Source organism: Nocardia abscessus (assembly GCF_015477775.1).
Taxonomy (GTDB): Bacteria; Actinomycetota; Actinomycetes; order Mycobacteriales; family Mycobacteriaceae; genus Nocardia; species Nocardia abscessus_A.
On sequence record NZ_JADLQO010000001.1, the window covers coordinates 817,082 to 834,826 of the forward strand.

16 protein-coding genes are annotated in these 17,745 nt (G+C 68.2%); 4 read left to right on the forward strand and 12 right to left on the reverse strand.

Going from position 1 to position 17,745, the window contains the following annotated elements:
* The first annotated feature begins 247 nt into the window (after window positions 1-247).
* From gltB to IU450_RS03855, 3 genes are all read left to right on the forward strand, one after another.
* Window positions 248-4,900 (forward strand): glutamate synthase large subunit, encoded by a 4,653-nt coding sequence (gene gltB / locus IU450_RS03845; protein ID WP_195148340.1) that lies wholly within the window; start codon window positions 248-250, stop codon window positions 4,898-4,900.
* A complete protein-coding gene (locus IU450_RS03850; RefSeq protein ID WP_195148341.1) occupies window positions 4,893-6,362 on the forward strand; it encodes a glutamate synthase subunit beta in 1,470 nt (489 codons plus the stop codon). The genes gltB and IU450_RS03850 overlap by 8 nt, the downstream gene beginning before the upstream one ends.
* A 338-nt stretch (window positions 6,363-6,700) precedes the next feature.
* Entirely contained in the window at window positions 6,701-7,600 is a 900-nt protein-coding gene (locus IU450_RS03855) for a cutinase family protein (RefSeq protein ID WP_195148681.1), read from the forward strand.
* A 69-nt stretch (window positions 7,601-7,669) separates the two neighbouring features.
* Here the strand turns inward: IU450_RS03855 and IU450_RS03860 are convergent, their stop codons facing one another.
* The 4 genes from IU450_RS03860 to lysX form a co-directional block, all read right to left on the reverse strand.
* Complete coding sequence (locus IU450_RS03860) at window positions 7,670-7,987, reverse strand: hypothetical protein (protein WP_195148342.1); 318 nt, start codon at window positions 7,985-7,987, stop codon at window positions 7,670-7,672.
* A 114-nt stretch (window positions 7,988-8,101) separates the two neighbouring features.
* Window positions 8,102-8,716 (reverse strand): histidine phosphatase family protein, encoded by a 615-nt coding sequence (locus IU450_RS03865; RefSeq protein WP_195148343.1) that lies wholly within the window; start codon window positions 8,714-8,716, stop codon window positions 8,102-8,104.
* 150 nt (window positions 8,717-8,866) lie between these two features.
* Window positions 8,867-9,076, reverse strand: a complete 210-nt coding sequence (locus IU450_RS03870) for a hypothetical protein (protein ID WP_195148344.1) — start codon at window positions 9,074-9,076, stop codon at window positions 8,867-8,869.
* A 100-nt stretch (window positions 9,077-9,176) separates the two neighbouring features.
* On the reverse strand, window positions 9,177-12,500 hold the full coding sequence (gene lysX, locus IU450_RS03875) for a bifunctional lysylphosphatidylglycerol synthetase/lysine--tRNA ligase LysX (protein WP_195148345.1): 3,324 nt from the start codon (window positions 12,498-12,500) through the stop codon (window positions 9,177-9,179).
* 302 nt (window positions 12,501-12,802) lie between these two features.
* Between lysX and IU450_RS03880 the strand changes: the two genes are divergently transcribed.
* Window positions 12,803-13,021, forward strand: a complete 219-nt coding sequence (locus IU450_RS03880) for an RNA-binding S4 domain-containing protein (protein ID WP_174185940.1) — start codon at window positions 12,803-12,805, stop codon at window positions 13,019-13,021.
* Window positions 13,022-13,037: 16 nt separating this feature from the next.
* Here IU450_RS03880 and rraA read toward each other — a convergent pair whose 3' ends face one another.
* The 8 genes from rraA to IU450_RS03920 all read right to left on the reverse strand — a co-directional run bounded on the left by rraA (window position 13,038) and on the right by IU450_RS03920 (window position 17,744).
* Window positions 13,038-13,526 (reverse strand): ribonuclease E activity regulator RraA, encoded by a 489-nt coding sequence (gene rraA, locus IU450_RS03885; protein WP_195148346.1) that lies wholly within the window; start codon window positions 13,524-13,526, stop codon window positions 13,038-13,040.
* Window positions 13,527-13,687: 161 nt separating this feature from the next.
* The gene (locus IU450_RS03890; RefSeq protein WP_043684630.1) at window positions 13,688-14,053 is read right to left on the reverse strand and encodes a DUF5313 family protein; all 366 of its coding nucleotides are present in this window, start codon (window positions 14,051-14,053) and stop codon (window positions 13,688-13,690) included.
* A gap of 48 nt (window positions 14,054-14,101) precedes the next feature.
* Window positions 14,102-14,476 carry a DUF5313 family protein gene (locus IU450_RS03895; RefSeq protein WP_195148347.1) on the reverse strand — a complete coding sequence of 125 codons (375 nt, stop codon included), beginning with the start codon at window positions 14,474-14,476 and terminating at the stop codon, window positions 14,102-14,104.
* 43 nt (window positions 14,477-14,519) lie between these two features.
* Entirely contained in the window at window positions 14,520-14,972 is a 453-nt protein-coding gene (locus tag IU450_RS03900; protein ID WP_195148348.1) for an SRPBCC family protein, read from the reverse strand.
* Window positions 14,973-15,005: 33 nt separating this feature from the next.
* Window positions 15,006-15,959, reverse strand: a complete 954-nt coding sequence (locus IU450_RS03905) for a CopD family protein (RefSeq protein ID WP_195148349.1) — start codon at window positions 15,957-15,959, stop codon at window positions 15,006-15,008.
* 5 nt (window positions 15,960-15,964) lie between these two features.
* Window positions 15,965-16,504: a copper resistance CopC family protein gene (locus IU450_RS03910; protein ID WP_195148350.1), complete on the reverse strand. Its 540-nt coding sequence runs from the start codon at window positions 16,502-16,504 to the stop codon at window positions 15,965-15,967.
* Window positions 16,501-17,163 carry a YcnI family protein gene (locus tag IU450_RS03915; RefSeq protein WP_195148351.1) on the reverse strand — a complete coding sequence of 221 codons (663 nt, stop codon included), beginning with the start codon at window positions 17,161-17,163 and terminating at the stop codon, window positions 16,501-16,503. The genes IU450_RS03910 and IU450_RS03915 overlap by 4 nt, the downstream gene beginning before the upstream one ends.
* Window positions 17,164-17,201: 38 nt before the next feature.
* The gene (locus IU450_RS03920; protein WP_195148352.1) at window positions 17,202-17,744 is read right to left on the reverse strand and encodes a hypothetical protein; all 543 of its coding nucleotides are present in this window, start codon (window positions 17,742-17,744) and stop codon (window positions 17,202-17,204) included.
* Window position 17,745 lies beyond the last annotated feature (1 nt).

The following is a 17,745-nucleotide window of genomic DNA, read 5'->3' on the forward strand; positions in this document are numbered from 1 at the left end:
GCAGCCCCTAGCCAGGTGCTCAGCGTAGCGGGCGGGCACCCGCTCGGAGGTAAGGATCTTGTTAGGGATCCGTTACCGAAGGGCACCCACTACGTCACAGAAGCGGGTGGAGACAACTGCAGACCTGACTGCACGCCGAAGACCATCAGCGCGGCTGGCTTCGGAACGTACGGGCGCAGTCTTGTACGGAGGCGTTCGACGAAAGGCCGTTTTTTCTTCGAAGGCCGACTTTCTTGAAGGCAGAGGCATGACGCAACTTCCTGGCCACCGGTCACCTGGACCCATCGGGCTCTACGACCCGGCGAACGAGCACGACGCTTGCGGCGTCGCGTTCGTCGTCGACATGCACGGCCGCCGCAGCCGCGACATCGTCGACAAGGCTATTACGGCTCTGTTGAACCTGGAGCACCGTGGCGCCGCGGGCGCCGAGCCCAACAGTGGTGACGGCGCGGGCATCCTGATCCAGGTCCCGGACCGCTTCTTCCGCGCCATCGTGGACTTCGAGTTGCCGCCGGAGGGCTCCTACGCCACCGGTATCGCCTTCCTTCCGCAGGCCCGCCGCGAAGCCGCGCGCGCGGCCTACGGCGTGGAGAAGATCGTCAAGGAAGAGGGCCTCGAGGTCCTGGGCTGGCGTGAGGTGCCGATCGACGAGTCGTCGCTCGGCGCGCTGGCGCGCGACGCCATGCCGACCTTCCGGCAGATTTTCATCGCCTCGCCGAAGAACGCTTCCGATCCACTGTCGGACCTGGATCTGGAGCGTCGCGCCTACGTGGTGCGCAAGCGGGTCGAGCGCGAGCTGGGGTCGGCCGGTGCGGGTGAGGGCGCGGTCGGCAGGGAGTCGGTCTACTTCCCGAGCCTGTCCGGGCAGACCTTCGTCTACAAGGGCATGTTCACCACGCCGCAGCTGCGCGCGTTCTACCTGGACCTGCAGGATTCCCGGGTGGAGAGCGCGCTGGGCATCGTGCACTCCCGCTTCTCCACCAACACCTTCCCGTCCTGGCCGCTCGCGCACCCGTTCCGCCGGGTGGCGCACAACGGTGAGATCAACACCGTCACCGGCAACGAGAACTGGATGCGCGCCCGCGAGGCGCTGCTGCGCAGCGACGTCTTCGGCGTCGACTCCGCGGGCAAGAACCGGCTGGAGAAGATATTCCCCGTCTGTACCCCGGGGGCGAGCGACACCGCCCGGTTCGACGAGGTGCTGGAACTGCTGCACCTCGGCGGCCGCAGCTTGCCCCACGCCGTGCTCATGATGATCCCCGAGGCCTGGGAACGCAACGAGACCATGGACCCGCGTCAGCGGGCCTTCTACGAGTACCACTCGATGCTGATGGAGCCGTGGGACGGCCCCGCATCGGTGTGCTTCACCGACGGCACCGTCGTCGGCGCCGTCCTCGACCGCAACGGCCTGCGGCCCAGCCGCATCTGGGTGACCGACGACGGCCTGGTCGTGATGGCCTCCGAGGTCGGCGTGCTGGACATCGACCCGTCCAAGGTGGTCAAGAAGGCGCGTCTGCAGCCGGGCCGCATGTTCCTGGTCGACACCGCCCAGGGCCGCATCGTCGGTGACGACGAGGTCAAGTCCCAGCTCGCCGCCGAGCACCCCTACCAGGAGTGGCTGGACGCGGGCGTATCCCGCCTGGCCGACCTGCCCGACCGCCCGCACGTGCACATGTCGCACGATCGCGTGCTGATCCGTCAGCAGATCTTCGGATACACCACCGAGGAGCTCAACCTGCTGATCTCGCCGATGGCCAAGACTGGCGGCGAAGCGCTCGGCTCGATGGGCACCGACACTCCGATCGCGGTGCTCTCGGCGCGTCCGCGCCTGCTGTTCGACTACTTCTCCCAGCTGTTCGCGCAGGTCACCAACCCGCCGCTGGACGCGATCCGGGAAGAGGTGGTCACCAGCCTCAAGCGAAACATCGGCCCCGAGGCCGACCTGCTGCACCCGGGCCCGGAGTCCTGCAACATGATCGCGCTGGAGCAGCCGATCCTGGACAACGACGAGCTGGCCAAGCTCGTGCACATCAACGACGACGGATCGCACCCCGAGCTGCGCTCGGTGGTCGTGCGCGGCCTGTACCCGGTGAAGAAGGGCGGCAAGGGCCTGCGCAAGGCGCTGGAGGCGATCAACACCCAGGTGTCGGCCGCCATCGACGGCGGAGCGCGGATCATCGTGCTGTCCGACCGCGAGTCCAACGAGAAGCTGGCGCCGATCCCGTCGCTGCTGCTCACCTCTTCGGTGCACCACCACCTGGTGCGCGAGCGCACCCGCACCATGGTCGGCCTGGTCGTGGAGGCCGGTGACGCCCGCGAGGTGCACCACATGGCCACCCTGGTCGGCTTCGGCGCCGCCGCGATCAACCCGTACATGGCCTTCGAGACCATCGAGGACATGCTCGAGCGCAACGCGCTGGAGATGCCGGGCAGCACCGGCGATCTGGCCGCCGACTACCGCAAGGCGGTTGCGAACTACAACAAGGCCGCGGGCAAGGGCGTGCTGAAGGTGATGTCCAAGATGGGCATCTCCACCCTGGCCTCCTACAACGGCGCCCAGCTGTTCCAGGTGATCGGCCTGTCGCAGGACCTGGTGGACGAGTACTTCACCGGCCTGCGCTCGCACCTGGACGGCATCGGCCTGGACGAGATCGCCGACGACGTCGCGCAGCGGCACCGGATCGCGTTCCTGGAGAACCGCAACGAGCGCGCGCACCGCGAACTCGAGGTCGGCGGTGAGTACCAGTGGCGGCGCGAGGGCGAGTACCACCTGTTCAACCCGGACACGGTGTTCAAGCTGCAGCATGCCACCCGGTCCGGCCAGTACTCGATCTTCAAGGAGTACACCAAGCTGGTCGACGACCAGTCCGAGCGGCTGGCGTCGCTGCGCGGTCTGTTCAAGTTCAAGCACAAGGCGCGCAGCCCGATTCCGATCGAAGAGGTCGAGTCGGCCGCGGAGATCGTGAAGCGGTTCTCCACCGGCGCGATGAGCTACGGCTCCATCTCGGCCGAGGCGCACGAGACCCTGGCGATCGCGATGAACCGTCTCGGCGGCCGGTCGAACTCGGGTGAGGGCGGCGAGTCGCCGGCTCGCTTCGAGCCGGAGGAGAACGGCGACTGGCGGCGCAGCGCGATCAAGCAGGTGGCCTCCGGCCGCTTCGGCGTGACCGCGCACTACCTGACCAACTGCACCGACATCCAGATCAAGATGGCCCAAGGAGCGAAGCCCGGTGAGGGCGGCCAGCTTCCGGCGCACAAGGTGTACCCGTGGGTCGCCGAGGTGCGGCACTCGACGCCGGGCGTCGGCCTGATCTCGCCGCCGCCGCACCACGACATCTACTCGATCGAGGATCTGGCGCAGCTGATCCACGACCTGAAGAACGCGAACCCGCAGGCGCGCATCCACGTGAAGCTGGTCGCCGAGCCTGGCGTCGGCACCGTCGCGGCGGGCGTCTCCAAGGCGCACGCCGACGTCGTGCTGATCTCCGGTCACGACGGCGGCACCGGCGCCTCGCCGCTGACCTCGCTGAAGCACGCGGGCGGCCCCTGGGAACTCGGCCTGGCCGAGACCCAGCAGACGTTGCTGCTCAACGGGTTGCGCGACCGCATCGTCGTACAGGTCGACGGTCAGATGAAGACCGGCCGCGACGTGATGATCGCCGCGCTGCTCGGCGCCGAGGAGTACGGCTTCGCCACCGCGCCGCTGGTGGTCTCGGGCTGCATCATGATGCGCGTCTGCCACCTGGACACCTGCCCGGTCGGCGTCGCGACGCAGAACCCGGTGCTGCGCGAGCGCTTCACCGGCAAGCCGGAGTTCGTCGAGAACTTCTTCCTGTTCATCGCCGAGGAGGTCAGGGAGCTGCTGGCGCAGCTGGGCTTCCGCACCCTGGACGAGGCCATCGGCCGCGTCGACCTGCTCGACACCTCGCGGGCCAAGCAGCACTGGAAGGCCAGCAAGCTGGACCTGTCGCCGATCCTGGACGACGTCGAGACGGCGTTCATGTACCAGGACCGCCGCTGCACCAAGTCCCAGGACCACGGCCTGGACAAGGCGCTGGACCAGCAGCTGATCGTGCAGAGCCGCGACGCGCTGGAGCGGGGTCAGGCGGTGAAGTTCGAGACCAAGATCACGAACGTGAACCGCACGGTCGGCACCATGCTCGGCCACGAGGTGACCAAGCTCTACGGCGGCGCGGGCCTGCCCGACGACACCATCGACATCACCTTCACCGGGTCGGCGGGCAACAGCTTCGGCGCCTTCGTGCCCGCGGGCATCACGCTGCGCGTGCAGGGTGACGCGAACGACTATGTCGGCAAGGGTCTTTCCGGCGGCCGGCTGGTGGTGCGGCCGTCGCTGGACGCGCCCGGCGAGTTCGTGGCCGAGCAGAACATCATCGCGGGCAACGTGATCCTGTTCGGCGCGACCAGTGGCCAGGTGTTCCTCAGCGGTGTGGTCGGCGAGCGGTTCGCCGTGCGCAACTCCGGCGCCACCGCGGTGGTCGAGGGCGTGGGCGACCACGGCTGCGAGTACATGACCGGTGGCCGGGTGGTCATCCTGGGCGAGACAGGACGCAACTTCGGCGCCGGTATGTCCGGCGGTGTGGCGTTCGTCTTCGACCCGGAGGGCAGCTTCGCCGCGAAGCTCAACCCCGAACAGGCCGACGCGGTCGAGCAGCTGGCCGGTGACGACTTCACCTGGCTGCACGACATCATCACCCAGCATCGTGACCAGACGGGTTCCCCGGTGGCCGATCGCATCCTGAGCGATTGGTCGCAGCAGGTGAACCACTTCGTGAAGGTCATGCCGCGCGAATACAAGAAGGTTTTGCTCGCCATCTCCGAAGCTGAGAAGAGCGGCAAGGACGTGGACGAAGCGATTATGGAGGCCGCACGTGGCTGACCCCCAGGGATTTCTGAAGCACACCGCACGCGAACTGCCCAAGCGGCGCCCGGTGCCGCTGCGCCTGATGGACTGGAAAGAGGTCTACGAGGAGAAGTTCTCCCACGAGACCCTGCGCACCCAGGCCAGCCGGTGCATGGACTGCGGTATCCCGTTCTGCCACAACGGCTGTCCGCTGGGGAACCTGATCCCCGAGTGGAACGACCTGGTCTACAGGGACCGCTGGCGGGAAGGCATCGACCGGCTGCACGCGACCAACAACTTCCCGGAGTTCACCGGCCGGTTGTGCCCCGCGCCGTGCGAGGCGTCCTGCGTGCTCGGCATCAACCAGGATCCGGTCACGATCAAGCAGGTCGAGGTCGAGATCATCGAGAACGCCTTCGACGAGGGCTGGGTGACCCCGGTCTACCCGACCCGCCTCACCGGCAAGAAGGTCGCCGTCGTCGGTTCCGGCCCGGCCGGCCTCGCCGCGGCGCAGCAGCTGACTCGCGCCGGGCACACCGTGACCGTGTTCGAGCGCGCCGACCGCGTCGGCGGCCTGCTGCGCTACGGCATCCCGGAATTCAAGATGGAGAAGCGCTTCATCGACCGCCGCTTGGCGCAGATGGAGGCCGAGGGCACCATCTTCAAGACCGGTGTGAACGTGGGCGTCGACATCACGGCCGAGCAGCTGCGTGAGCGGTTCGACGCGATCGTGCTGGCCGGCGGCGCCACCCTGGCGCGTGACCTGCCGATCCCGGGCCGCGACCTGGACGGCATCCACCAGGCCATGGAGTTCCTGCCCTGGGCCAACCGGGTGCAGCACGGTGACGACGTCACCGATGACGAGGGCCTGCCGCCCATCCACGCGAAGGGCAAGAAGGTCGTCATCATCGGCGGTGGCGACACCGGCGCCGACTGCCTGGGCACCTCGCACCGGCAGGGCGCGGCCAGCGTGCACCAGTTCGAGATCATGCCGCGTCCGCCGGAGGAGCGGGCCGACTCGACCCCGTGGCCGACCTACCCGCTGATGTACCGGGTTTCCTCGGCGCACGAGGAGGGCGGCGAGCGGGTGTTCTCGGTGAACACCGAGCGCTTCGTCGGCGCGGACGGCAAGGTGACCGGCCTGGACGCGCACGAGGTCAAGATGGTCAACGGCCGCTTCGAGAAGGTGGAAGGCACCGACTTCACCCTCGAGGCCGACCTGGTGCTGCTGGCCATGGGCTTCGTCGGTCCCGAGAAGCCGGGTCTGCTCACCGATCTCGGCGTCGGCTACGACCAGCGCGGCAACGTCCAGCGCGACAAGAACTGGGCGACCAACGTTCCCGGCGTCTTCGTCGCCGGTGACATGGGCCGCGGCCAGTCGCTCATCGTCTGGGCCATCGCCGAGGGCCGCGCCGCGGCCGCGGGCGTGGACCGGTACCTGGAAGGCGAGACCGCGCTTCCGGCGCCGATCACGCCCACCATGGTGGCTCAGCGCTAGTCCCCTCTCTTACCGGAGCGGAAACGAAGGCGCCTGTGGACAACTTGTCCACAGGCGCCTTTTCGCGATCTGTGGGCTTGCGCACAGCGCTGCGACCGTTCTCCTGCCGGACCGGCAACGAAAATCCGACACACTACGGCGTTCGAATGGCATTGCGGCGTTCGTGGCTTTATTGTGATCTCCGGCGTGCTGGGTGATCTTGGGATGTGGTTGTGAGTGCACGTCATCCGGTTGGGTGACTTCTGTTCACCCGGCGTGCACGGGAACGACATCCGGTGAGTTCAGCATTGACGCGGCAACTCGGCGGGAAGTTCGACGAGGGCGAGGTTTGGAGCGGTATGCAGTGGAAGAAGGTCGTCGCGGCTCTGGGCGCGTCCGCGACCGTGATGTCCGGCTTGGTTTTCGGCAGTGGGTCGGCGAACGCCGCTCCCGGATGCCCGAGTTTGTACGTGGTGGCGATTCCGGGCACTTGGGAGACCGGGCGGGACAAGACCCCGCAGCCCGGCATGCTCGCGGGTGTCACTCGGGGCCTGCCCTCCTCCGTGGAAGTCGACTACGTGACCTACGCCGCCACCGCCTTCCCGTGGGAGGGTGAGGTTTACGGCAACTCCAAGAAGGAGGCGGTCGACAACGCGCGCGGCTTGATCGGGAGCATGGCGCAGCAGTGCGGCGCGACGAAGATCGCGCTGGTCGGCTACAGCCAGGGCGCGGACGCCGCAGGCGACCTCGCCGCCGAGATCGGGACCGGTCTCAGTGTCGTGCCTGCCGATCGCGTCGCCGGTGTCGGCCTGATCTCCGATCCGCGCCGTTCGCCCACCGACACCCAGGTCGGCCCGGTCGCCCCCGGTGCGGGCGCGGGCGGCCCCCGGGTCGGCGGTTTCGGCTGGGTCAGCGACCGCACCCGCACGATCTGCGCGCTCGACGACCTCTACTGCGCGACGGCGACCGACGACTTCGTCACGCGGTTCGCCGGTTTCCTCGCCCAGGCGTCGGACGCCAACCCCGCCAACATGTGGCGCTACCAGATCGAAGCGGGCAACATCATCGGCGATCTGATGACTTCCGGTGGCGTCCCGGTCCTGCAGGCGCAGCTGACCGACTCGGCCAACCAGCAGCGGGCCAAGGACCTGGAGCGCTTCTACAAGTCGCAGGCGCACACCCTGTACGGCAGCTACCCGGTGGGCGGCGGCCAGACCGCCATCTCCTGGATGCACAACTGGATCGCGGGCATGGCCTGAGCTGCCCGTCGAAACCACAGGGCCCACCTCCGAACTCGGAGGTGGGCCCTTCTCGTTGTGCTGGAACGACTAGCTCGACCCGGTCGGCGGCAAGTCGTGCCGGAAGTGCTTCAGCAGCGGTCGATCCGGCCCGGGGCCATCCTGCCCCGGGCAGTCCTGCGGCCCACGGCCCGGGCCGTCATGCCGTTCGTGACGTTCGAAATGACGGGGGCGGCCGTTGATGTCGGCGCCCTGCGGCGCATCCACCACCTGTACCTGGCCCTGGTCGGCGGGAGTTTCGGCGGACGCGGTCGCGGCGAGGGCCGCGAGCGGGACGGCGATCAGCGCACCGGCCACGGCCACCCGGGTGAGACGCCGCAGTGGCGTAACGGTCTTGGAGAGCGACACGGAATTCCTTTCTCTCGAACCGTGAGCCACTGATCGGCAGCGGCTCACCGGTCCCATCGAAGATTCCGTCACTGGGACACCGGTGCGACCGGCCTGGCAATCGGCTGTGAATGCTCAGCGCGTCTCGATATTGCGCGGCAACAGATCCCAGACGTGCCCGTTCTCGTTGACCGTTGCGGCCGTGCGACGGCCGGTGCGGGAGAACAGGAGCCGGGTGATCGAGCAGTAGTCGATGGGAAAGGTCAACGGTCGCTCCAGACCGAGGACCTCTTGCAACAGCACGTTGATCACACCGCCGTGGGCGAACGCGACCACAGTGTCGGCCGGATCGGTGGCCGCGACGATATCGGCGACGGCGGCATGCACCCTGGCCTTGAACGACTCGCCGTCGACCTGCACGGGCAGATGCCCCGCCTTGATCCGGTCGTAGGCGTCGCGGAATTCGACCTTGGCATCCTCGATCGGGATGTAAGCCGGCAGATCGCGATCGTATTCGGCGAGACCGTCGACGATCTCGACGCCGAGGCCGAGCTTCGCGGCGGTCGGCGCCGCCGTTTCCCTGGCCCGTCGCTGCGGGCTGCTCACCACCCGGGCGACCCGATGGTGACCGAGCGCCGCGGGCACCCGCTCGGCTTGCTCCAGCCCGACCGGGGCCAATTCCGGATCGGCGGGCCCACCCGAACTCAGCATCCGGACCGGCTGGGCATGACGAACGAGAATCAACTGCACCCGCCCCACTCTGCCCCATGCCCCTGACCTGTTCCATCCGGCCCCACGGACCCTACGTCCGGCACGGATGATCGTCCTGCTGTGGCTATGGGAGCGGGCTCACGCAACGGCCCGGTTCGCTTCGCGCGAGCCGGGCCGTCGATGTCTGCCTCAGTTGTTCTTCTTGCGCTTGGTCAGCAGGTAGATGCCGCCGATGATCAGCGCGACCACCAGCAGGCAGCAGATCGCGCCGATGATCAATCCGCCCTTGCTGCTCTTCTTCTTTTTCGCGGCCAGGTCGAGCGCGGAGTTCCAGGTGTCCGGGCTCGCCCACACGGTGTGGTCCAGCAGGCTCGCGTTCGTCAGCAGGTCAAGGTACATATCCAAACCCCTTAAGGTGTATCGACCTCCTCCCGGGGCCGAATCTCCAAGGGTAGCCGTCCGATCAGCTCGATGAGAAGTCTTCGGTCTGAAGGCCCCGTCAGCGTGGTTTCACCAAAGGGAACGGCAAGGTCTCGCGAATGCTGCGCCCCGTGATCAGCATGACGATCCGGTCCACGCCCATCCCGAGCCCGCCGGTCGGCGGCATCGCGTGCTCGAGCGCCTGCAGGAAGTCCTCGTCGAGTTCCATCGCCTCCGGGTCGCCGTTGGCCGCGAGCAGTGACTGCTCGGTGAGCCTGCGCCGCTGCTCCACCGGGTCGGTGAGTTCGCTGTAGGCCGTGCCGAGTTCGACGCCCCATGCGACCAGGTCCCAGCGCTCGGCGACGCCGGGGATCCGGCGATGCTGCCTGGTCAGCGGGGACACCGAGGTCGGGAAGTCGATGTAGAACGTCGGCTCCTCGGTGCGGGATTCGACCAGGTGCTCGTACATCTCCAGCACCACCTGGCCCGCGTCCCAGCCGTGCTGGAAAGGGACCTCGGCTTTTTCGCAGAGTTCGCGCAACTCCTCGACGCCGGTCTCGGAGGTGATCTCCGCGCCGATCGCCTCGGATACCGCGCCGTGCACCGTCCGCACCCGCCACTCGCCGGAGATGTCCACCTCCTCGAACGACCCGTTTCCGTTGGGCCGCAACGCCACCATCGCGCCGTTGGCCGCGATCGCGGCGTTCTGGATCAGCCTGCGGCAGGTGTGCATCATGCGCTCGTAGTCGCTGTGCGCCTCGTAGGCCTCGAGGATGGTGAACTCGGGGTTGTGGCTGAAGTCGACGCCCTCGTTGCGGAAGGTCCGCCCGATCTCGAAGACCTTCTCAATACCGCCCACACACAGCCGCTTCAAATACAGCTCCGGCGCGATCCGCAAATACAGGTCGAGGTCGTAGGCGTTGATGTGGGTGACGAACGGCGTGGCGTTGGCGCCACCGTGCACCTGTTGCAGGATCGGCGTCTCCACCTCCAGGTAGCCCAAGGAGTTCAGCGAGTCCCGCAGTGAGCGCACCACCGCACTCCGCTTGGCCAGCACCTCGCGGGTCTCGGGGTTGATCGCCATGTCGACGTAGCGCTGCCGCACCCTCGCCTCGGGATCGGCCAGCCCTTTCCACTTGTCCGGCAACGGATGCAGGCACTTGCCCAGCATCCGCCAGTCCGCCGCGAGCAGCGAGAGTTCCCCGCGCCTGCTGGCGCCGATCTGCCCGCTCACCTCGATCAGATCACCCAGATCGAAGAACTCGCCGAACTCGGCGCTGCGTTCCGCGCCGACCCGGTCGCGGTCGATCACCAGCTGGATGTCATCGGTCCAGTCGCGCAGCACCGCGAAGATCACCCCGCCGTAGTCGCGGATGCGCAGCAGCCTGCCGCAGACCCGGACCGTGGTGCCGCGCGGGGAACGCCGCGCGTCGGCGACGGTATGCGTCGGTGGATAGGCGACCGGGTAGGGATCGATGCCGGATTCGGTGAGGCGCGCCAGTTTGTCCATGCGCACGCGCACCTGCTCGGGCCTGCGCGGCAGCTGCTGCTCGCCCTCGATCTCGGCGATGTCGGGCGGACTGCCGTCGGCGTGCAGCCCCGTCACGGTCGCGGGCACGGCGGTGTGTTCGCCGGTGTGCGTCGTGGTGTCCGGTTCCTTGCCCAACCGTGGCAGGAAGCCCTCGGCCAGCGCGCTGGCCACCGCGACGCGCGGTAACTGCCTGCGCTCCTCGAACAGGAAGAACCGGGGCGCCCAGTGCGGCTGGTATTTCACGTTCGAGCGATACAGCGCCTCGAGCTGCCACCAACGCGAGAAGAACAGCAGCACGCCGCGCCACAAACGCAGCACGGGACCGGCCCCGATCCGACCGCCCTCCTCGAACACCGAACGGAACACGGCGAAGTTCAACGACACCTTGGTGACGCCGTACAGCTCGGAGTTCAGCGCGAGCTGCGAGATCATCAGCTCCATCACGCCGTTGGGCCCGCCGGGATCGCGGCGCATCAGCTCCAGCGAGACCCCGGTGCGGCCCCACGGGACCAGCGACAGCATGCCCAGCACCCGGCCCTGCGGGTTGACCGCCTCGACCAGCAAGCAGTCTCCGTCCAGCGGATCGCCCAATCTGCCCAGCGCCATGGAGAACCCGCGCTCGGTCTCGGTGTCGCGCCAGCTGTCCGCGCGGGCGATGACCCGCGGGAACTCCTCGGCGGAGATATCGCGGTGCCTGCGAATGCGGACCACGACACCGTGCTTGCGCAGCCGGTTCGCGGCTTGGCGCACCGGTTTCATCTCCGGCCCCGCCAGCGAGAAGTTCCTGGTGTCCAGAATGGCTTCGTCACCGAGGCGCAGCGCGGACAGGCCCGCGCGCCGGTACGCGGTGGCACCGACTTCGCTCGCGCCCATCACCGCGGGAGCCCAGCCGAACTGATCGGCCTGCCGCAGCCAGGCATCGATCGCCTGCGGCCACGCCTCCCGAATGCCGATCGGGTCACCGCTGGCCAGGCTGACACCCAACTCCACCCGATACGTCACCGCGGCCTTGCCGCTGGGCGCGAACACCACCGCCTTGTCCCGGCGGGTGGCGAAGTAGCCGAGCGAGTCCTCCACGTCCGAGCGCTCCAGCAATCCGCGAATCGCCGACTCGTCGGTGCCCGTCATGGCGTTCGCGGCCCGCTGCGAGCGCAGCAGGATGACCACCGCGGCCAGCAGCGCGACCGCGCCGAACAGGCCGAGCAGGAAGTTGACGAACGCAGGCGGATGCCCGTCGAAGTGCTCGTTGTCCGCCAGCACCGCGGCCGTCACGCGGTAGATCGCCCAGCCCGGTCGCTGCACGCCCGGCGGCAGGCTGCCAGGGAACAATTCCACCAGTCCCCAGCCGACCAGCGCGCCGATCGCCAGACCCCCGGCCAGCACGCCGAGCGCTTTCCACCCCGCTCCGCGGCGCACCTTGGTGTAGAACTCGGGCCATGCCGCGATGAGCACACCGATCACGGCGAGGTGCACCACCATGGCCACCAGAGCGTGGATACTGCCCCGCTCGGCGAAGGTGGCGCCGTTCACCACCGTGTAGATCGCGAGATAGCCGATCAGCAACCACCAGGCGATCCGTTTCCGGCTGGCGATCGCGCCCGCCGTCAGGCCGACGACCAGCGCCCACATCAGGTTCGTATCCGGCGCGTCGAAGTAATAGGTGTCGATATAGCGGCGCGGCACCTGGGTCAGGAAACGCAGACCGGGCGAAAGGCTCCAGAGGAAGCACAGCACCGCGAATACACCGAGCGCCAATCCCGCGATATGCGGCACTTCCGAAAGCCGTCCGTGACCCCGGTGTGGAACCGGCGGAGTCGGTTTATCCGCGGGTGGTGCGGTGTCGCGATGTTGCTGGGCTTGCGTCGAGGTCACGGAACCAGTGTGTACGTAGGTGTGTCGGATTTGCCAAGCCTGCGGTGCGCGTGTTTGTGCGGTGTTTGTCCGGCCGGGACTTCTTCGCGGCGTGTTCGTCGCCGGGTGGGAACAAAATCATACTTTCGTGATTCCGCGCTGACCTGGGCGGAGGGACCGACCGGGTCGGCGTGAATTCGATGCGTGCGATCGGTCGGCCGGATATCCGCGCGGTGCGGACGGGCGGCTCGAGTTGCTCGGTGATCGCTGGGGGTGTGGGGCGGTGTTCGGCGAGTCCAGAAGAGGCTGTAAGTATTTACTTCATGTCGGAACCAGTCGAAGTACCGATCGATGAGGACGTTATTCGGCTCGGCCAGTTTCTGAAGCTGGCCAACCTGATCGAATCCGGCTCGGAGGCGAAGACGGTGATCGCCGCCGGGTTGGTACGGGTGAACGACGAGGTCGAGCTGCGGCGCGGACGACAGCTGCACGTCGGTGACGTGGTCGCCCTGGCCGGGCACAAGGTCATCGTGTCCGCCTGACCGACCCGGCGGGCGCTCAGTCCTCGGCGCGAACGACGATGCCGTCGTGGTCGCTGTAGAGCATGTCGCCGGGCACGAAGGTAACCCCGCCGAACTCGACCGGCACGTCGCGCTCGCCGCTACCGGTCTGTGTGCTCTTGCGCGGGTTGGTGCCCAGTGCCTTGATGCCGATGTCCAGGGTGCGCAGGATGGCGGAGTCGCGGACCGCGCCGTTGACGATCACACCCGCCCAGCCGTTCTCGACGCCGCGCCCGGCGATGATGTCACCGACCAGCGCGGTGTGCACGCTCGCACCACCGTCCACCACCAGCACCTTGCCCTCGCCCGGTTCGCCGAGCGTCTGCTTCACCAGCAGATTGTCCTGGAAGCAGCGGATGGTGGTGATGCGTCCGGAGAATGCCGCACGCCCGCCGAACTGGATGAACTGCGTATCGCAGCTCCGGATCTCCGGGCCGATCTCGTCGGCCAGGTCGGCGGTGGCGATTACATTCTGCGATTCGGTCACTGGGCTATTTTGCAGCGCCTGCGGCGCTGCGTGTTCGCGGCCCCCTTGTGGCTCGCGTCCGGCGGATGCTCGGTGACTATCGGGCCGGTGCTGTTCGGTGGGCGTCGGTCAGCTGCACGCGTGGGTTGCTCGACGCGTGTACGTCTGCGGTATCGGCGGCGCTATCGGTGGCCGTAGCGCAGTTCGTAGAGGTCGCGGTCGTGGTCGGTGATCTTGCCGTGGTCGACCAGTTCGGGGTTCAGGCCGTGCTGGACCAAGCGGAAGCGGCGCCAGACGTAGCTGAGAGCCACCGTGAAGACCACCATCGGAATGATCATCATCACGATCAAGCCGATCTTCAGCGGCATCGGCCCGGGGAACAGCAGCACCAGCGCGAAGAACGGGATGATCGGCCCGAGAAAACGGACGAGATAGCGCTCCATGGCCCCGTGTCCGACGAGGTCGTGGATTACCCACTCGTGTAGCTCCTCGGGGAGCTCGCGGCCCAGATCATAGGTGATCCGTTGCCGAAACGTGGGTTTTTTCATGCTTCCAGGCTATGCCCGTGATATACGCCACGCCAGACTCTCGCGGGCTCAACCGCGCCCGTGCCTGCGCTCGTAGTCGAGGCGTTCGCGCTCGTCCCTGCGGCGGGCGTCGGCGTCCGCGAGCGCGGGATCGAGACCGTGCTTGATCAGCCGATGCCGCCGGTAGACGTACAGCAGCGCCACCGTGAAATAGATCAGCGGGATGTACAGCAGCGCCATCATCGCCAACCCCATCCACAACGGGCCGGGCAGCAAAAGAAACAGCGCGAGCACCGGAAGCACGGGCACCAGGAAACGCAGCAGATAACGCCGCGTAGCGCCCGGCCCGATCAAATCCTCCCGCACCCAATCGGACATCGATTCCGGCAGTGTGCGGCCGAAGACATAGCCGATCCGCTGTCCGAACGAGGGTTCAGCACTCACCGTTCCAGCATCCCGACCCCGCCGTCACCGGCGCAACCGGCCCCTACCGAGCGGCGTGGAATGCGGCTATCTGGGTGACCAGGTTGTGCGTGGTGTGCTGCACGGCGATCTTGACGAACGGTTCGATGGTCTTGCCGAGCGCCCGTCCGGCGAAGCCGCCGGGCACCCGGTAGTCCACGATCGCGTCGACGGTGCACAACCGGTCGCCCTTGTCGTGGAACAGGAACGTCGACTCGATCTCGAAACCCTTGATCGACTTGACGCCGATCGCGTAGTTCTCCTCCCAGCGCACCACCTCGATCCGCGACTTCAGCGAGGCGGGTCCCAGCTTCATGTGCCCGTCGAAAGTGGCGCCGACCCCTTCGGTCTGCTCGCCGACCGGGGTGAAGGACTCGATGCCGTGCAGGAAGCGCGGCAGGTTCTGATAGTCGTTCACGAAGGCGAACGCGGACTCCGCCGAGGCCACGCAATCCTCGACGATCTTCACAACGGTCATGCGGAAACCCTAACCGGGGCACGGCCGCATGCCTCAAGCGGTGACGGCCAGGGTCGCGGCGAGCCCGAAGGCGAGCGCCATCACGATCACCTCGGCGATCGCGCGACGCAGCGAGTCCTTCGCGTCCATCCGGTGGTCGGCCGCCCGCGGCACCCAGCTGCGGCGCCACCACCAGCCGAGTGCGAGCAACACGAGCAACACCACGGTTTTGGCCAGCAGGATCCGGCCGTATCCGGTGCTGACGAACGGGGCGATCCCGCCGACCCGGATCAGCCCGTTGAGCAGTCCCGTGACCGCTACGACCGCGACCAGAGGCAGCGCCACCGCCGAATACTTCGGCAGCACGACCGCCCACTCACCCCGGGTCCGCACGACCAGCGCCAGCGCGATCAGCAGTCCGAACCACGCGCCGGCCGCCAGCGCGTGCACCGCGGCGAGTACGGAACCGAATGCCTGCTGCGACATGTGCCCGGTGATCGGACGCAATGCCAGCGCGACCGCCGCGAACACCAGCACCAGGTCGGCGGAGGCGGACTCGGGCCTGCGGAAGGCCAGCGCGGATCCGCAGGCCACCGTCGCGACGCCGACCAGGATCGCGATCCCGACCTGCCCGCCGCTGACGTCCACCAGGTAGGTGCCGAATTCCGCGGCGCCGAGCTCGGTCACGGGCACACCGACCACCTCGGCCGCCTCGAAGACCAGCACGGCGAACTCGGCGGCCGCCCAGACCCCGGCGAGCGCCGCCAGCAGCCGCCACGGTGTTCGCAGGCGCGGGGAGACCCAGGGCAGCGCGGCCAATCCCAGCGCCGTCGCTCCGACGCCGTCGGCCGCCACCCGGACCACAGCCTCCCCGGGCAGCGGCCCCGGCAGGATCAGCGCCCAGGCGAGCACTACGCCGAGCAGCCCGGCCGGGACGGCGAGCAGCAGCGCCGGCCAGGGCGTTCGGCCGGGGGCGGGCCGGGTACCGCTCCGTCCGCCGATCCGCATCTCCTTCACCGCCGCGGGTTGCGGCTCCTGCCGCCGAACAAGGCGAACGCGAGCCCACCGCCGAACAGCACGACCGCGCCGACGATGAACACCCACAGCGGAATGCCGTCCGAGCCGTCGGAGCTGTCGCCGGATTTCGCATTTGGTTTCGGTCCCGGCGTGCCGTTACCCGGCTTGCCGAGCGTGAAGTGCCGTTTGCCGCTGACGGGGTGACCGTCGGCCGAGGTCACCCGGTAGGCGATGGTGTACTCGCCGACCGGGCCCAGCTCGCCCACGGCGACGCTGACCGTCTTGCCCTCGACCACCGGGTCGCCCTTGGACCACAGATTGCCGTCGGGTCCCACGACGGTGAGCGACGGGAAGCTGGGCTGGAGTTCCTCGTTGAACGTGACGCTGGCGCGCTCCGGACCGGCGTCGACGGTCGCGTTGTCGTCCGGAACACTTCCGGTGGCCGCGGAGTGCGCGGCGGCGATGCCCGTCGCGGCGATGCCGAATCCGAGCAGGAACAGGCCCGCCACGAGGGCGGCCAGGAGGCGGCGGGTCATGCGCGCCGCCCGCGGATCACGTTGCCGAGGCCGAGCGCGACACCGAGCAGTCCGAGCGCGAGGCCGATCCCGCCGAGCCAGCGGGCTGTCTCGTCGTCGTGGTCGTCGTGGTCGTCGTCCGCGGCTTCGCTGCTCACTTTGTGCCCGTCGTCCGCGTCGTCCTTGCTTGCGGACAGGGTCAGCGACGGGGCCGGATGTTCGGGTTCGTCGCCGTCCTTTCCGATCGGCTGGTCCCAGCTGACCACCTTGCCGTCGGAATAGGTCTGCTTGGCGGGGAAGCTGACCGAATCCAGTGCGGGCAGCGGGCCGACGGACACCGCGAAGCGCTGGAACTGGCCGGGCGCGATGCCCGGCGCACCCGGATCGGCGGTCCAGGTGATCGCGGTGACCTCCTTCTTGTCATTGCGTTCCACCTTGGCCGACCAGCCGGGAATCGGTTCGGTCCGAGCGGATTTCAGATTGGGCAGGGTGACGGTGAGCGCCGTGGTGCTCGCGGTGTCCGATTCGGTGGGCACCCGGAAGGTGGCGACGGCGTAGCCGCCTTGCGCGGCGCCGGGGGCGTCCACCGTGACGTGTGCCGCCGCGGTGCCGCCCGCGAGCAGAACGAGTGCTGTGGTGGAGACCGTTGTTCCGACGGCGCGCGAAATCGAGCTGTGCATGCTGATGCTCCTGTGCGAGAGGAAAGAGTGTCGGGGGATCAGGCCGACAGCGGCGGCGCGCGCGGACCGAGCGCACCCAGCGGAGCACAGCGACAGGGCAGAAAACCGGGATCCGGCCAAGTCGGCCCTGCGGGGATGCGCGCCTGCCGCGGCGGGGCGAGTATCGCGCGCAGCGCACCGGAGACGGCGGCGTAGAGCCGCTCGGCGAGCACGATCAGCGCGGCGCAGCCGGCCGTCGCCACGATGTGTGCGAGCAGCATCCAGGCGGTCGGCAGCGGGGAAATCGTTGCGACAGGGCCGGTTCCGGAGTGGTCGTGGTCGTGGTCGAGGAGGATCGACAACGCGGCGTGGCTGAGTAGCTGACCGGCGCCGAGCAGCCCGGCCGCGGCGGACGGGCGCAGGCACGCTCGCGGAGTCCCCGCGGCCGCGCCCACCCCCGCGGCGATCGACAACACCAATGTCAGTTCGGTCGAACCCGGCACACCTCCACCGGCCGACCCGTGCGCCGCGACGGCAAGCACGCCGACGAGCACGCCGACCAGGCCACCACGCAGGTGGCCGGTGATCGGGTGCGGGGACATG

Excerpts from the sequence above, each read along its gene's own strand:
- gltB (WP_195148340.1), top strand. The coding sequence starts at position 248 with ATGACGCAACTTCCTGGCCACCGGTCACCTGGACCCATCGGGCTCTAC.
- IU450_RS03855 (WP_195148681.1), top strand. The coding sequence starts at position 6,701 with ATGCAGTGGAAGAAGGTCGTCGCGGCTCTGGGCGCGTCCGCGACCGTG.
- IU450_RS03870 (WP_195148344.1), bottom strand. The coding sequence starts at position 9,076 with ATGTACCTTGACCTGCTGACGAACGCGAGCCTGCTGGACCACACCGTG.
- IU450_RS03880 (WP_174185940.1), top strand. The coding sequence starts at position 12,803 with ATGTCGGAACCAGTCGAAGTACCGATCGATGAGGACGTTATTCGGCTC.
- IU450_RS03890 (WP_043684630.1), bottom strand. The coding sequence starts at position 14,053 with ATGAAAAAACCCACGTTTCGGCAACGGATCACCTATGATCTGGGCCGC.
- IU450_RS03900 (WP_195148348.1), bottom strand. The coding sequence starts at position 14,972 with ATGACCGTTGTGAAGATCGTCGAGGATTGCGTGGCCTCGGCGGAGTCC.
- IU450_RS03905 (WP_195148349.1), bottom strand. The coding sequence starts at position 15,959 with ATGCGGATCGGCGGACGGAGCGGTACCCGGCCCGCCCCCGGCCGAACG.
- IU450_RS03910 (WP_195148350.1), bottom strand. The coding sequence starts at position 16,504 with ATGACCCGCCGCCTCCTGGCCGCCCTCGTGGCGGGCCTGTTCCTGCTC.
- IU450_RS03915 (WP_195148351.1), bottom strand. The coding sequence starts at position 17,163 with ATGCACAGCTCGATTTCGCGCGCCGTCGGAACAACGGTCTCCACCACA.
- IU450_RS03920 (WP_195148352.1), bottom strand. The coding sequence starts at position 17,744 with ATGTCCCCGCACCCGATCACCGGCCACCTGCGTGGTGGCCTGGTCGGC.